The sequence below is a fragment of the Reichenbachiella sp. genome, from assembly GCF_039969095.1.
Lineage (GTDB): Bacteria > Bacteroidota > Bacteroidia > Cytophagales > Cyclobacteriaceae > Reichenbachiella.
Genome location: NZ_JBDVOL010000017.1, coordinates 1 through 15349, shown reverse-complemented (window position 1 = coordinate 15349; position 15349 = coordinate 1). Strand labels below are relative to the sequence as shown.

Below are 15349 nucleotides of genomic sequence, written 5' to 3'. Positions count from 1 at the left end.
CTGTACTTATGTTTAATAATAAGCAAGAAATTAAAGAAGTGGAAGAACTTAGCAATTCAAGTAATATCATTGGTAAAGGAACCACATTAAATGGTGACATCGAAACTTACGGAAATATCCGAGTGGAAGGAAAGATAGTTGGCAACATGAAAACTAAATCCAAAGCTGCTTGTGGACATTCCTCACACATTGAAGGCAACTTAGTAGCTCAGAATGCTGAAATAGCAGGTCATGTGACTGGAAAAGTGGAAGTGTCAGAATTATTGATACTCAAGCCATCAGCCATCATTAATGGAGACATCATTACTAATAAGTTGATTGTGGAATCTGGCGCTACCTTCAACGGTGGATGTAAAATGGGAGTAACTATTAAAGAAATTCAAATTGGAGATACCCCAGAAGGAAAATCAAAACTCCTCAAAGCCGAATAAAGAGGAAGATCAGCCCCTTTCCTATTTAAAATTTTCAGGGATGGCTTTTGAAATGCTTGGCTTTATCATTGTTGGGTATTGGCTTGGCAATAAATTAGATGAGTATTTTCAATACGAATCAATCCTAACATTAATTGGGATAATGCTTGGTATAGCAGGAGCATTGATCAATTTATTTCGAAAACTCCCAAAAAATTAATCCATGAAGGAATTGTCTAAAATCTCTGTTTTCACAGGGATTTTAATTCTAATAAGCTATTGTCTTTTAGAGGTGTTCGAATTTTCATTTGTTCACCCAGCGATCTATCAAATCTTAGGGTTTTTGTGGTTTCTGTACACCAGCATACACATTACCTATTTGTTGGTAGCGAAAAATCCGAATATTGAGCAGGCAATTCTTCCATTAGTGGGACTTGGTTTGAGATTTTTGGTGTCACTTTTTACGGTGATGTTTTACCTGATCAAGTACCCTGAAAATTCAGCGTTGTTCGTTATCAATTTTATGGTTGTCTATTTAATCTACGTAGTGTTTGAAATCACAGCCTTATTGTCTAACTTGCGACGAAATTCAAGTCAAGATCAAAATACATGATTAACGGTCGAATTATGACAACATTTAAGCATCTGAAAATCAGCATTTTATTAATGGTTTTCGGTCTGTTTGTATCACAGGCAAGTTTTGCAGGAGAAACGAAAGAGGGCGAGAAATTTGACCCAAGTACAATGATCAATCATCATATCATGGATGCACATGATTGGCATCTTTTTGATCTCAAAGATGATAATGGTGAAGTACATGCAGTCAGTATTCCATTGCCAGTTATATTGTGGGACAACGGGCTTCAAGTTTTCATGTCATCTGAATTTCATCATGGTCAGGATGCAGTAGAAAGTAATGGCAACTATTATTTCAATGCGCATGAGCATATCTATAAAACAGATGCCGAAGGGACTCTAGAATATGATGAGGCAGGTGGAATCACCAATGCTCATCCATTAGACCTTTCTATAACTAAGAATGTAGCCATGTTACTTATCAATGCCTCAGTTATGATATTGATATTTTTAGCAGTGGCTAGAGGGTATAAGAAAAATGCCAAGCGTGCACCTAGAGGTGTGCAGTCATTTTTTGAGCCGATCATTATTTATGTAAGAGATGAAATTGTCAAGCCAAACATAGGTCCTAAATACGAAAAGTATTTGCCTTATCTGTTGACTTTATTTTTCTTCATTTGGTTTGGTAATCTACTAGGGCTTTTGCCCGCGGCAGCAAACTTGACAGGGAATATTGCTGTTACGTTGACTTTGTCTGTGTTGACGTTGATCATCACTTTAGCGTCAGGAAGAAAAACTTACTGGTTGCATATTTTAGATCCATTAGGTAATAGTATGCCATGGATAGCCAAATTGCCATTGTATTTAATTCTTTGGCCAATTGAAATCATTGGTATTTTAACAAAGCCTTTCTCGTTGATGGTTCGTTTGTTTGCGAACATCACTGCAGGGCACATTATTATATTGAGTATCATAAGTTTGACTTTCATTACGCAGAGTTTGGCCGTAGGAGTAGCCTCCACCGCGTTCGCTACAGTGATGAACATGTTGGAGCTATTTGTAGCGCTTTTACAGGCTTATGTATTTACCTTACTGACCTCGATGTATTTCGGGCAAGCAGTAGAAGAACATCATTAAGAAAATTATTTTTTTTAACCATATAAATTAACTGTAATGGGAGCAATAGGAGCAGGATTAGCAGTACTAGGAGCAGGTCTTGGTATCGGAATGATCGGTAAAGGAGCAACTGAAAGTATCGCTAGACAACCTGAAGCAGCTGGTAAAGTTCAAACAGCAATGATTATCGCAGCAGCCTTGATTGAAGGTGTTGCCTTGTTTGCTGCAGTAATTGGCTTTATGTCTGTAAACGCAGGAAATTAATTTTTCTGACTTGGCTCTGTTTGCATTAGGCATCAGGGCCAGGTCTTATTTCAATTAAAAAAAATATAATGGAATTAGTTACCCCCGGAATTGGACTTATCATTTGGCAGACCGTCATATTTTTAGCGGTATTTGGAATATTGGCTGCTTTCGTTTGGAGACCAATCACAGATGCGTTGAGAACAAGAGAGTCATTTATTCAAGACTCTTTAGACGCGGCAGAAAATGCCAAAAAGAAAATTGAAGAGCTTAAGCAAGACAACGAGTATTTGCTTGAAGAAGCTCGAATTGAAAGAGATAATATGATCAAGGATGCAACTCAAATTGCTAGCCAAATTAAGGAAGATGCAAAAGAAGATACATCTAAGATCACAGCAAAAATGATAGAAGATGCAAAGGCAGTGATCAACACTGAGAAAAATGCAGCTTTGGCGGATGTGAAAAACTTGGTAGCTGAATTGTCATTGGATATTGCTGAGAAAGTCTTGAAAAACAGCTTGGCCGACAAAAAGGCTCAAGAGACTTTAGTAAAAGATTTGGTAAAAGACATAAAAGTAAACTGATATGTCAGAGTTTAGGATAGCATCAAGATATGCAAAATCTCTTCTTGAACTAGCTGAAGAAAAAAAGAGTCTAGAAAAGGTAGTAGCCGACATGGAGCTTTTTACGGAAGTGTGTAAAAACAATCATGACCTGGTATTGATGTTGAAAAACCCGATCATAGGCCACTACAAAAAGCTAGCTATCCTCAAGGAGATTTTCAAAGGCAAAGTCAATGATTTGACCATGTCGATTTTCGATATTCTAGCAAAGAAAAATAGAGAAATGTATTTGCCAGAGGTGGCAGCAGCTTTTAAATCACAGTATTATACTTTTAAAGGCATCGTTGAAAGTACTATTACTACGGTACATCCGATTTCAGATGCAATTAGAAAAGATATTAGTGACATCGTGAAAAAGATCACAAATAGCGATGTGGTACTTACCGAAAAGACAAATCCAGAATTAGTCGGTGGATTTATTTTAAAAATAGGTGATAAACAAATAGATGATAGTGTGAGTGGCAAGTTGAAAGAGTTAAGACTTCAGTTTGTTGATAAAGGCTACCATAGTAAAATATAATCACCACATGGTGATATTTCAATAAGATATTAAAAGATCTAAAATTAACTACAGTAATGGCAGATGTAAGACCAGATGAAGTTTCATCGATATTGAGAGAACAACTCTCGAACTTCAGAACAGAAACTGAATTAGAAGAAATAGGTACAGTACTACAAGTAGGTGATGGTGTAGCCAGAATCTACGGTTTGACTGAAGCACAGTCAGGTGAACTTTTGGAGTTTGAAAATGGCTTGAAAGCCATGGTTTTGAACTTGGAAGAAGACAACGTAGGAGCTGTATTACTAGGTGAATCTTCTGGTGTAAAAGAAGGTGATACCGTAAAAAGAACTAAACAAATTGCTTCTATCAAAGCCGGTGATGGTTTGTGTGGTAGAGTGATTGATACTTTGGGAAATCCTATCGATGGAAAAGGTCCTGTAGCTGGAGATCTTTACGAAATGCCATTAGAGCGTAAAGCTCCTGGTGTTATCTTTAGACAGCCAGTTGATGAACCGCTTCAAACGGGTATTACTTCTATCGATTCTATGATTCCAATTGGAAGAGGCCAAAGAGAGTTGATCATTGGTGACCGTCAGACAGGTAAGACTGCTGTGGCGATCGATACCATCATCAACCAAAAGGAATTTTATGACAAAGGAGAGCCTGTATTTTGTATCTACGTTGCCGTAGGTCAAAAAGCATCAACTGTGGCTGGTATCTATGCTGCTTTGGATAAAGCTGGTGCAATGGATTACACTGTAATTGTTTCTGCTTCGGCTTCTGATCCTGCTCCAATGCAGTTCTTTGCTCCATTTACTGGTGCAGCTGTTGGTGAGTTCTTCAGAGATACTGGTCGTCCAGCATTAGTGATATATGATGATTTGTCTAAGCAAGCTGTAGCATATCGTGAAGTTTCTTTGCTATTGAGAAGACCACCAGGACGTGAGGCATATCCTGGTGATGTATTCTATCTTCACTCAAGATTATTAGAAAGAGCTGCGAAGGTCAACGACAATGATGACATCGCAAAAGACATGAATGACTTACCTGAGTCATTGAAAGGTAAAGTAAAAGGTGGTGGATCCTTGACAGCACTTCCAATTATTGAAACACAAGCGGGTGACGTTTCTGCTTATATTCCGACTAACGTAATTTCGATTACTGATGGTCAAATCTTCTTGGAAACTAACTTATTTAACTCTGGTATCAGACCAGCAATTAACGTGGGAATCTCTGTATCAAGAGTAGGAGGTTCTGCTCAGATTAAGTCAATGAAGAAAGTAGCTGGTACTTTGAAACTGGATCAAGCACAATTTAGAGAGCTTGAAGCTTTCGCTAAATTTGGGTCTGATTTGGATAACGCTACTCGTTTGGTAATTTCAAGAGGGCAGAAAAATCAGGAAATCTTAAAGCAGGGACAATACTCTCCAATTCCAGTAAGTGAGCAAGTAGCAATTATCTACGCATCTACTAAAGGATTTATGGATAAAGTACCTGTAGATAAAGCTAGAGCGTATCAGACTGAGTTCATTACTGTAATGAGAACTCAAAACGAAGATATCTTAACCGCACTTGGTGCAGGTAAATTCGATGAGGCTACGACAACGAAATTGGGCGAAGTAGCGAAAGAAGTAGCTACAAGATTTGAAAACTAATAAGCTGCAATGGCTAATTTAAAAGAAGTAAAAAACAGAATATCTTCTGTCACCTCGACTCAGCAGATCACCAGTGCCATGAAAATGGTAGCTGCTGCTAAACTGAAAAGAGCACAGGACAAGATCACACAAATGCGACCTTATTCGCAAAAGCTGACTGGCTTATTGCAGAATGTGTCTGCTGGAATGGACGATAATTCTGATAATATTTATGGTCAGGAGCGAGAAGTAAATAACGTACTTCTTGTAGTGATCTCTTCTGATAGAGGACTTTGCGGAGCGTTCAACAACAATGTTTTCAAAGCAACAGTCAACTTGATAAAAGAGAAGTATTCTTATGAGGAGAAACACGATGGTGTGCATATTTTGCCATTAGGTAAAAAATCCTTTGAATTTTTCTCTAAACGTAACTATCAAGTAATCGACAACTATTATGGGATATTTGGTGACTTAACTTTCGAACAGTCGAAAGTAGCAGCCGAGTATGTTATGAAGTCATTCGTAGAAGGTGCTTACGATAAGGTTGAGCTGGTTTACAACGAATTCAAGAATGTAGCGACTCAGATCTTGCAAGTTGAGCAATTCTTGCCAGTAGCTGCTGTCGAAGAATCTGAAGAAGAATCAACTTCTAGTTTCACCACTCAGGAATATATCTACCAGCCCTCAAAGGATTATATGCTTGAAGAGTTGGTGCCTAAATCATTGAAAGTTCAGTTCTATAAAGCAGCACTAGAGTCAAATGCTTCTGAGCATGGTGCTCGAATGACTGCTATGGATCAAGCTACTGATAATGCTGGAGAAATGTTGAAAGCCTTGAAATTGGCTTATAACAGAACGCGTCAGGCAGCTATTACTAAGGAAATCCTTGAAATCGTAGGTGGTGCTGAGGCATTGGCCAGTGATGGATAAGATTATAAATACATAGATGAAAGGCTGAGCTTATTTAAGTTCAGCCTTTTTTGTTTTAGATTGTATAGTGACCTTATTTAAATCAATATTATCAGTTATAAGATGGCTATCACTCGATGTGGTGGCAGGTGGGGTCATTTTTACATTGGCAGTAGGGAGAGTAGCGGGTGTCGATATGAATTGGAGCATTCCAGCTGCACTTGGGTCTTGTATTTGGTTGATTTATACGCTGGATCATCTGATTGATGGCAACAGTCTGGATCGAGAACCCAGTATGGAACGGCATGCTTTTCACAAAAAATATCGCAAACTAATTTTCATTGTGTTCGTACTCGTGGCCTGTTTTGGGTTGCGACTTTTGTTTTTCCTTCCTTATGAAACATTGATTTATGGTTGCGTATTGCTAGGACTCGTAGGACTCTATTTTTTGTCCATTTGGCTGTTTAAAATTTATTTTGCCAAGGAAATATTCATTGCGGTACTCTACGCTTGTGGAATATTTTTGGGAAGTTTTTCATTAGGGATTAACCTTGACTCTTCTATTTTTTTGCTATTCGCGCAAACAGTGTTGATGGCCTCAATCAACCTTTTGTTATTTTCTTACTATGAAGTAGGACATGACACCCAAGATGGTCATCAATCCTGGGCTACACATTTTGGAGTGATTAGAACGATGAGCCATATTAGATTTTTGCTTTTAACACAAGGTATTGTCATTACATGTTCCCACTTTTTTATATTTTCAAATGATCAGTTTGCATTACAATTGATTTTTATTGGTATGTCAATCTTGCTTGCGTCGATCTACTTTTTTCCTACTTGGTTCAAACAACACGAGAGATTTCGTTGGATAGGTGATTTAGTTTTTTTACTTCCTGGTGTCATCTTTTTGTTTTGAAAAGTTATAATCGTATAGCTTGGTTGTATGATACATTGGCCAGGTGGGTTTTCCTAGGCAATATCCTTAAGTCTCAAGCACATTTTCTTCCGTTGATAAAAGCAAATGATCGAATATTGATCATTGGTGGTGGTAGTGGACTGATTCTTAAAGCAATGGCTCAATTAGAAATACCTATAGCAATCGATTTTATCGAACCATCAAGTAGAATGATCGAAAAGGCAAAAAAACATGCTTTGAAAGCCATTAATTTGAAGGTGCGTTTTCATCAAATTGGATTTGAGTCTTTTAAGTCAAAAGAAAATTTCAATACAATTTGCTGTTTCTTCTTTTTGGATCTTTTCAAAGAGCAATCATTGAAGAGTCATTTGAACCACATCAATAATTTAATGAATGAAAAGAGTTATTTACTGGTCTCTGATTTTCAGAATATTCGTGGAAAATGGTGGCAAATAGAGCTAGCAAAATTGATGCATGTTTTTTTTAAGTTGACGACAGGTTTAGAAAGTAATAATTTAAAAGACATTAATAATGCAATAGAGAAGTCTGGATTTATGAATATTTCTCAAGCCGATTTTTTTTCAAAGTTTATTTTTAGTGCTGTCTACCAAAAAGAAGTCTCTAAAATGGAAACCATTCTTAAATAGACATGTCTATAAAGTATTCAGAAGCAGAAGTGAAAAATATTCAGTACGACATACATACTAAACTCATTGTGCAATGCAAGGCAGGTGACCGCGTGGCTCAGAATGAATTGTACAAACTTTATGCTGGTGCAATGTACAACATCTGCCGACGAATGATGAATGATGAGGATGAAGCTCGTGATTTATTGCAGGATGCTTTTGTTGAGGCGTTTATGAAAATACATAATCTCAAAGAACTAAGCACTTTTAGTGCCTGGATCAAAAGAATAACAGTTAACAAATGTATAAATGCCATCAAAAAGAAACGGATTTTTGCGATATCTATTGATGAGAACGTGGATCCTTCAATTGAAGATGAGACAATAGATCACGAAATCATTGGGCACGAAGCACAAGCAATAATGAAGGCTTTGGAACAAATATCAGACGGATGTAGGACTGTATTTAATCTTTATTTGTTTGAAGGATATGATCATAAGGAGATCAGTCAGATATTGGCTATTTCTGAATCTGCATCAAAATCTCAATACAGCAAAGCGAAACAGAAGATTCGTGATTTGTTGAAAACTAAAAAATTCCGCAGCTATGGAAACGAATGATTTAAAAAACTTTATTGATGTAAATCGTGATGCTTTCGAAGTATACGATTATCCAAAAGAGGATTGGTATACAATCTCGGATCAATTGGATCAAGCCAAGAAGGAATCAAAAAGCGTAGTAATTCCACTCAAATATGTTTGGAGATCTGCTGCTGTTTTTTTGCTGGTCTTTGGGTCAGTGACGTATATGAGTTGGGTCAATTGGAAAAACCAGTCACAAGAAGTAATGATGAGCACCGAATTGCAGGAGGCAGAATATTATTATGGAGAATTGATTGCAACCAGGGTTGCAGAAATATCAAAACTAGATCGTGGTGCTGAGCAGGAAGTATTTCGAAACATGGAAGCTTTGGATCTGGCATTCAATGAATTGAAAACTGATTTGAAAGATAACGCTGACAATGAAGAAGTGATTCATGCCATGATTGATAATTACAAAATCAAGCTGGAAATATTAGAGCAAATCATTGAGCAACTTGAGGAGAGAAAAGAACTATGACAGAGCAAAGCACATATCGTGTTTGGGGTAAGGCCATTCTGATTTTGATTGGAGTAATGTTGACAGCATATGTAACTCACGCTCAGTCGAGAACTTTGGTAAAAAACATATCTCAGTCTTTTAAAGTTGATGCAAAATCTACTGTAGAACTGACCAATAAGTATGGTCAGGTAATTTTGGAAACCTGGGATAAGGACTCCGTACAAGTCGAAGTGAAAATAACGGCCTATGGTAAAAATGATGAAACACTATCTAAGAATATGGAGCGTGTGGATGTGGATTTTACCAATTTTGGAGATGTGCTAACCATTGAAACCGTATTAGATCGCAATTCAAGTGTCTTCAAAGAAGTTATTAATAGCCTAGGTGACTATTCCAAAACACTTATCAGCAAGAATAAAATCAGTATCGATTATCAATTGACTATTCCAAAGCATGCTGCTTTGAAATTGGATAACAAGTATGGAGATGTTTATGTGGAAAGCCTTGCTCAGGAATCAACGATTACTGTAGCTCATGGTGATTTTAAAGCAGATGAATTGACAGGAACAACCAAATTGAATTTGAGCTTCTGCAAAGCCAGAATTAAAAAATTGGACAAAGCGTTTTTGGAATTGAAAGGTGCGGAATTGGTTCTTAGAAAAGGAGGAGATCTGGTGCTTACAAGTAGCTCATCCACATTTGATGTAAAAGAAGTGCAAAGTTTGAAAGTGGACTCTCGCAATGATAAAATTCATTTGGAAAAAGCTACTGCTGTAAGAGGATATTCCAGTTTTTCCAACATATTGATAGATAGTATGTTGGATCGAATAGACATGGAACTCAATTACGGAGATCTATTGATTCATAGCATCAATAGTAATTTCAATCTTGTAAACTTGAAAGGCAAAACAGCAGACATTAATCTAAGTCTGGATATGGGCTCCTATTTTGCTGCTACGCTCACGGGGCGAGAGGATCGGATGTATTTAACTTCTAATTTCATGGGTATGAATAAAACCAGAAGTAGTGAAAACGACAAAATAATAATTCTTACTGGTTCAGTTGGGATGATAAAATCAAAACAAAGCCAGGTAAATATTGAAGGTGAATCTGGTGAAATAACCATATACCTAGAAGAGACTGGAGGTATTACCAATAAAAACTAATCAAGGTCTAAAACTCAATGAAGCAAAAAATATTATTTAAAACAGTGTGCCTAATCATGCTGTCTGTCTTTTTTTTAAAACAAACTCAAGCTCAACAATATGATCGTTCTGCAGGAGTCAGACTTGGTGGTAGTTCTGGTTTGACATTTAAGAAATTCATAGTGGATGAACAGGCCATTGAAGCTATTGTAAGCAATAGAAAAAATGGTATTCAACTTACTGTCATGTATTTATTGCATCAACCTATGCGCGTATCATTCAATGATAATTTTTATTTCTATTATGGTGTTGGCGGGCATGTTGGCTCTGAAAAACATGGAGGAATAGATAAGACACTCACTAATACAGACCCTGCATCATTTGAATATGACAACAAAAATTACCTAACCATGGGAATTGATGGTATGATTGGAATCGAATACCGGATGCTTAGTGTTCCGATTACGCTCAGTTTAGATTTGAAACCTTACCTAAACTACGTAGGATTTAGAAAGATCAAAGGTGACTTCTGGGACGCCTCAATTGCAATCAAGTACGTTTTCTAAATCATCCATCATGTATAAATTGAAATATATCGTAATTATATTAAGCTGGTCAATGGTGTCATTGGCTCACGCACAGCAATATGTTGATAAATCCAAAAATGATGAAATTAAATCATTGATTGGCAAAGAAAAGGACATCACAGGGTTTGGTAATTTAGATTTCTGTGTTGGAGATGTAGTAGATCAACAAGCGCTCATTATAGGTGCTTATGGTGGGATTTTGATCAATAAAAATGTGATGTTAGGTGTTGGGGGTTATGGACTCGCAACCGAGTCTCAGTTTGAAGGTTTTGATCCAGAAAATGAAGAGATTAGAGAATTGAATTTGTATGGAGGCTATGCAGGAATGCTCATTGGTTTTAAAGTATTTTCTAAGGAAATTATCCATTTGAGTGTACCTATGATTGTAGGAGCTGGACAGTTGGATGTATCAGACCATAATTATTTTGAACTACCCAGTGGCGATAATGACTTTACTTTAGAAAGTACATCCTTTTTTGTGTTCGAACCTTCCGCATTGTTAGAATTAAACATATCCCATCATTTTAGATTAGGATTTGGAGTTGGTTATAGACTCATCAGAGGATCAACATTAGAAAATCTTAACGACGAAGATTTGTCTGGTTATTCTGGAGTAGTATCGATTCAGGTCGGGAAATTTTAAAGCTTAGCTAAGCATGGTTAGAATGTCGTCCAAGTATTGGCGATCATTTGCCAGCCTCGGTACTTTATTTTGACCACCTAACTTGCCTCTTCTTTTCATCCATTCATAAAATGTGCCTGGCTCGGCAGAATGAAGTTTTGGCATTTTTAGTGCGATATCTTTGTGCCGTTTGGCATCATAGTCTGAATTTACCTCTCTCAGTTTTTCATCTAGTATGGTAGTGAATCTCTCCAAACTATCTGGGCATTTCTGAAATTCGATTATCCATTCGTGACCGCCACTCGTTTTATCTGTGAAGTGAATGGGTGCTGCAGTGAAGTTTTCAATGACTGCTCCTGTCATCTCGCAAGCGTGAGTGATAGCAGTCTCCGCATTTTCAACCACTAGTTCTTCACCAAAAGCATTAATAAAATGCTTAGTTCTACCTGCTATTTTAATGCGATATGGATCTAGTGATGTAAACTTGATAGTATCCCCTATGCTGTATCTCCATAAGCCAGCATTAGTAGATATGACCATGGCATAAATCTCACCCAGTTTTACCTCATTCAATCCCAATGTCTTTGGATGCTCTTTGTGAATTTCATCATATGGAATAAATTCATAAAAAATCCCATAGTCTAGCATCAATAGTAATTCATCCGAATCTGATCGATCCTGAATGCCAAAAAAACCTTCAGAAGCAGTATAAGTTTCTACGTAATTCATTTGATCCGAAGGAATCAATTCATTGAACAATGAACGATAGGGGCCAAATGCAACCGCACCGTGAAAGAATACCTCCAAGTTTGGCCATACATTCAGTATGTTGTCTGTGCCTTTTATTTCTTTAATTCTCTTTATCAAAGGAATAGTCCAGGTGGGCACTCCAGAGATGTTAGTTACATTTTCATTGGCAGTGGACTCCGCCATTTTTTCGATTTTCTCTTCCCATTTGTCCATGAGAGCTACATCCAAGGACGGTGTGCGAATAAACTGCGCCCAAATTGGCAAATTCTGCATGATTACCGCAGAAACATCCCCGTAATGAGATTCGTGGTTCGGGTCAAATTCATTGAGTTGGTGACTACCACCAATCGCCAGTCCTTTTCCAGTAAACATTTGTGTTTCAGGATTGTTATTGACGTAGATAGATATCAAATCTTTTCCACCTTTGAAATGGCAGTCTTCCAGAGCCTCTGGAGAAACAGGAATAAATTTGCTTCGAGCATTGGTCGTCCCAGAGGATTTAGCAAACCATTTGATATCAGAAGGCCAGAGTAGCTTTTGCTCTCCTTTCATTCGTCTTTCAATATATGGATAGAGTGCTTCATAAGCTTGCACGGGTACTATTTCCTTGTATTGCTCATAGGTTTTGATATTCTTGAAATCGTACTTTTTGCCGAACTCAGTATCCTTGGCAGAATGAAGCAATCGAGTCAGGATTTCTTTCTGAACTTCGTGAGGGTACTTCATGAAAAGCTCCATTTGATGGATTCGCTTTCTCATGACCCAAGTGAGGATGGAATTAAAAAGAGGCACGTAGTTAGATTTTTCTTTTCAGTTCAAAATGTCTTCCCAAGTATACACGACGTACCTGTTCGTCTGCAGCAAGTTCTTCGGCTGTCCCTGATTTTAGTAGTTGGCCTTCAAACATTAAATAAGCTCGATCTGTTATGGACAAAGTTTCTTGGACATTGTGATCCGTAATCAATATACCAATGTTCTTATTTTTTAATTGCGCAACTACCGTTTGTATTTCTTCCACAGCAATAGGGTCTACCCCAGCAAATGGTTCGTCTAACAAAACGAAGTTTGGGTCAATGGCCAATGCTCTTGCTATTTCTGTTCTCCTTCGCTCTCCTCCAGATAGAGCAATTCCAAAATTGTTGCGGACATGAGTTAAACTAAACTCTTCCATCAGCGCTTCTGCCTTTTCCTTTTGCTCCTTTTTGGTGAAATTCTTCATTTCGAGCACTGCAAGAATATTTTCTTCTACAGTTAGTTTTCTAAATACTGAAGCTTCTTGTGCTAGGTAACCAATCCCAAGCTTGGATCTCTTATACATGGGTAGATCAGTGATATCCTGATCGTCTAAATAGATATGACCACTATTAGGCTTGATCAAACCAACAGTCATGTAAAAACTTGTAGTTTTTCCTGCTCCATTCGGTCCAAGAAGACCTACGATCTCACCTTGATTCACCTTTACGGAAATGCCTTTTACAACTGTTCTACTTTTGTATTTCTTGACTAAGTTCTCTGCCCTAAGCTGCATATTTGGTACTTACTTTAGCGTTCAGCAATTTTAATGATAATAATTCAATTTAATCAGACTCAAACTCTTATATCCTTAAGCATAAGCTGTAAAGTCGTCTGTCCTTTATAGTGGTTTTCTTCAATAGTATAAACTATATCAAATGGGGCATCCAACTGATTGTGAAAATGGCCAAGCCCAAATCCTATAACATCAAAATTGTTTGTGGTGCCTGCTTGTGAAATAAATAATTTAAGATGTTTTTCTTTCAATACTCGTGCCTCTTTTTTCAAAAACACATTTCTACTGCAAAAAACGGGCTGCATATTTTGTGGTCCAAAGGGTCCCAATTGCTTTAGGATACCAAACATTTTGAAATCAATGTCTTCGAGATCTATTTCTAGATCTATATCGATGATAGGCGTTTTTTGTTTTTCTTCAATCAGTTCGGTTACTGAAACTTCGAATGCCGACTTGAAATTCTCTAATTGATCCAGCTCCATAGTAAGTCCCGCGGCGTATTTATGTCCTCCAAATTGAATTAAATGCTCACTACATTGTTCAAGTGCAGTATAGATATCAAATCCATTGACCGACCTTGCAGAGCCTGTGATTTTGCCATTCGACTCAGTCATAATAATAGTAGGCTTATAATAATGTTCGATGCATCTCGATGCGACTATCCCTATTACTCCCTTATGCCAATCCTTCTTAAATAAAACCGTGCTATTTTTTTCTTTAAGCCCATCTGCTTGAATCATTTCCAGAGCAGTAGTTGTAATGCTTTCGTCATAATTTCTTCTTTCTTTATTTTCCAGATTGAGTTTTTCAGCAAATACATATGCGTCTTCTTTGGTTTCCTGTGTTAATAAGTCAAGCGCCGTTTTAGCATGACCAATTCTTCCAGCAGCATTAATTCTGGGACCAATACCAAAAACTACATCTGAGATACTCATGGGTATTTGCATGCCAGCTTTTTCAATCAAAGCTGCAAAACCGGGTATTGGAGAGTTATTCAATTTTTTTAATCCGAACCAGGCGAGCAGCCTATTCTCTCCCGTGATAGGCACTATATCTGAAGCGATACTAACAGCTACTAAATCTAATAAGTCAAGTAGCTTGTGATTTTCAATTCCATTTTGAATAGAAAAGGCTTCTAATAGTTTATACCCAATACCACATCCTGATAATTCATCATAGGGATAAGTACAATCAGATTGCTTGGGATCTAAAATCGCTATTGCTGGCGGCAACTTTACTCCTGGTAAATGATGATCGCATACAATGACATCTATGCCATTGTCTTTTGCCAATTGAATATTTTCGACTGCTCGAATTCCGCAATCCAATGTAATGAATAAATTAATATCGTGATCCACTGCCCATTGTACACCCTTACGGGAAACGCCATACCCTTCTGTATACCGATCTGGTATATATGTGAATATGTTAGGAGAAAACTCTTTAAGAAAATTATAAGCGAGAGCCACGCTAGTAGTACCGTCTACATCATAGTCGCCATAAATTAATATTTTCTCTTCATCAAAAATGGCTTGGGTCAACCGCTCTACAGCTTTGTCCATATCCTTCATAAGAAAAGGATCGTGCAATCCAGCAAGTTCCGGTCTGAAAAATGAACGCGCATCTTCGAGGTTATTGATTCCTCTTTGAATCAATAATGAGCAGAGAATTTCCGGAAGATGAAGTTGAGATTGAAGATTTTTAATTTGTTCTTCATCTGGTCGAGTTTTAAGGATCCATTCTTTATTCATACAACAAAGCTATTTAAGTAATCCTCATCAACTGCTTGGAATAAAGTTATAAAATAATTCAGAAGCTCAAAGTATCCTATCATGCTTTAAACAGTGGTTTTATTTTTGATTGAAAGAAACTTTAAAAAACTTTTAATAAGCACTTGGATTTGATTTCAAAGTGTTCTTATCTTTGCGTCCCGTTAAGGGGAAAGGGTATTGAAAGAGGTACTTTTTAGATTGACATGATGAGAGGTAGGATTAGGTTTTTGGCGTTGGATATTAGTGTTAAAAAATGTCGAAAGGCGAGCCTAAAAAACTTTTAAAA

General features: G+C 37.3%; 18 protein-coding genes. 15 read left to right on the top strand and 3 right to left on the bottom strand.

Translation table 11 applies throughout. The features are described from left to right. The first annotated feature begins 8 nt into the window (after window positions 1-8). From ABJH98_RS18220 to ABJH98_RS18150, 15 genes are all read left to right on the top strand, one after another. On the top strand, window positions 9-431 hold the full coding sequence (locus ABJH98_RS18220; RefSeq protein WP_348309208.1) for a polymer-forming cytoskeletal protein: 423 nt from the start codon (window positions 9-11) through the stop codon (window positions 429-431). A gap of 202 nt (window positions 432-633) precedes the next feature. Further along, window positions 634-1023, top strand: a complete 390-nt coding sequence (locus ABJH98_RS18215) for a hypothetical protein (RefSeq protein ID WP_348309207.1) — start codon at window positions 634-636, stop codon at window positions 1021-1023. A 14-nt stretch (window positions 1024-1037) separates the two neighbouring features. After that, the gene (gene atpB, locus ABJH98_RS18210) at window positions 1038-2123 is read left to right on the top strand and encodes a F0F1 ATP synthase subunit A (RefSeq protein WP_348309206.1); all 1086 of its coding nucleotides are present in this window, start codon (window positions 1038-1040) and stop codon (window positions 2121-2123) included. Window positions 2124-2159: 36 nt separating this feature from the next. Next, window positions 2160-2366, top strand: a complete 207-nt coding sequence (gene atpE / locus ABJH98_RS18205) for an ATP synthase F0 subunit C (RefSeq protein ID WP_084373165.1) — start codon at window positions 2160-2162, stop codon at window positions 2364-2366. A 68-nt stretch (window positions 2367-2434) separates the two neighbouring features. After that, a complete protein-coding gene (gene atpF, locus ABJH98_RS18200; protein ID WP_348309205.1) occupies window positions 2435-2929 on the top strand; it encodes a F0F1 ATP synthase subunit B in 495 nt (164 codons plus the stop codon). A gap of 1 nt (window position 2930) precedes the next feature. Next, on the top strand, window positions 2931-3488 hold the full coding sequence (gene atpH / locus ABJH98_RS18195) for an ATP synthase F1 subunit delta (protein WP_348309204.1): 558 nt from the start codon (window positions 2931-2933) through the stop codon (window positions 3486-3488). A gap of 56 nt (window positions 3489-3544) precedes the next feature. Then, on the top strand, window positions 3545-5125 hold the full coding sequence (gene atpA, locus ABJH98_RS18190) for a F0F1 ATP synthase subunit alpha (protein WP_348309203.1): 1581 nt from the start codon (window positions 3545-3547) through the stop codon (window positions 5123-5125). Window positions 5126-5134: 9 nt separating this feature from the next. After that, entirely contained in the window at window positions 5135-6034 is a 900-nt protein-coding gene (gene atpG, locus ABJH98_RS18185; RefSeq protein WP_348309202.1) for an ATP synthase F1 subunit gamma, read from the top strand. Window positions 6035-6101: 67 nt separating this feature from the next. Further along, entirely contained in the window at window positions 6102-6932 is an 831-nt protein-coding gene (locus tag ABJH98_RS18180; RefSeq protein WP_348309201.1) for a hypothetical protein, read from the top strand. After that, window positions 6929-7579: a methyltransferase domain-containing protein gene (locus tag ABJH98_RS18175; RefSeq protein ID WP_348309200.1), complete on the top strand. Its 651-nt coding sequence runs from the start codon at window positions 6929-6931 to the stop codon at window positions 7577-7579. The genes ABJH98_RS18180 and ABJH98_RS18175 overlap by 4 nt, the downstream gene beginning before the upstream one ends. Before the next feature lie 2 nt (window positions 7580-7581). After that, on the top strand, window positions 7582-8178 hold the full coding sequence (locus ABJH98_RS18170; protein WP_348309199.1) for an RNA polymerase sigma factor: 597 nt from the start codon (window positions 7582-7584) through the stop codon (window positions 8176-8178). Next, window positions 8165-8677, top strand: coding sequence for a hypothetical protein (locus ABJH98_RS18165; protein ID WP_348309198.1), 513 nt, complete (start codon window positions 8165-8167; stop codon window positions 8675-8677). Before ABJH98_RS18170 ends, ABJH98_RS18165 begins: the two co-directional genes overlap by 14 nt. Further along, window positions 8674-9825 carry a hypothetical protein gene (locus ABJH98_RS18160; protein WP_348309197.1) on the top strand — a complete coding sequence of 384 codons (1152 nt, stop codon included), beginning with the start codon at window positions 8674-8676 and terminating at the stop codon, window positions 9823-9825. Before ABJH98_RS18165 ends, ABJH98_RS18160 begins: the two co-directional genes overlap by 4 nt. A 17-nt stretch (window positions 9826-9842) precedes the next feature. Then, on the top strand, window positions 9843-10370 hold the full coding sequence (locus tag ABJH98_RS18155; RefSeq protein WP_348309196.1) for a hypothetical protein: 528 nt from the start codon (window positions 9843-9845) through the stop codon (window positions 10368-10370). 10 nt (window positions 10371-10380) lie between these two features. Beyond that, window positions 10381-11034 (top strand): hypothetical protein, encoded by a 654-nt coding sequence (locus ABJH98_RS18150; protein ID WP_348309195.1) that lies wholly within the window; start codon window positions 10381-10383, stop codon window positions 11032-11034. A gap of 3 nt (window positions 11035-11037) precedes the next feature. On the opposite strand, the gene ABJH98_RS18145 is transcribed toward ABJH98_RS18150, so the two are convergent. From ABJH98_RS18145 to recJ, 3 genes are read right to left on the bottom strand one after another with little or no spacing between them, the layout of a single operon-like run. Next, on the bottom strand, window positions 11038-12522 hold the full coding sequence (locus ABJH98_RS18145) for a GH3 auxin-responsive promoter family protein (protein WP_348309194.1): 1485 nt from the start codon (window positions 12520-12522) through the stop codon (window positions 11038-11040). Window positions 12523-12559: 37 nt separating this feature from the next. After that, window positions 12560-13291: an LPS export ABC transporter ATP-binding protein gene (gene lptB, locus ABJH98_RS18140; RefSeq protein WP_348309193.1), complete on the bottom strand. Its 732-nt coding sequence runs from the start codon at window positions 13289-13291 to the stop codon at window positions 12560-12562. 59 nt (window positions 13292-13350) lie between these two features. Beyond that, window positions 13351-15042, bottom strand: a complete 1692-nt coding sequence (gene recJ, locus ABJH98_RS18135) for a single-stranded-DNA-specific exonuclease RecJ (RefSeq protein ID WP_348309192.1) — start codon at window positions 15040-15042, stop codon at window positions 13351-13353. Window positions 15043-15349 lie beyond the last annotated feature (307 nt).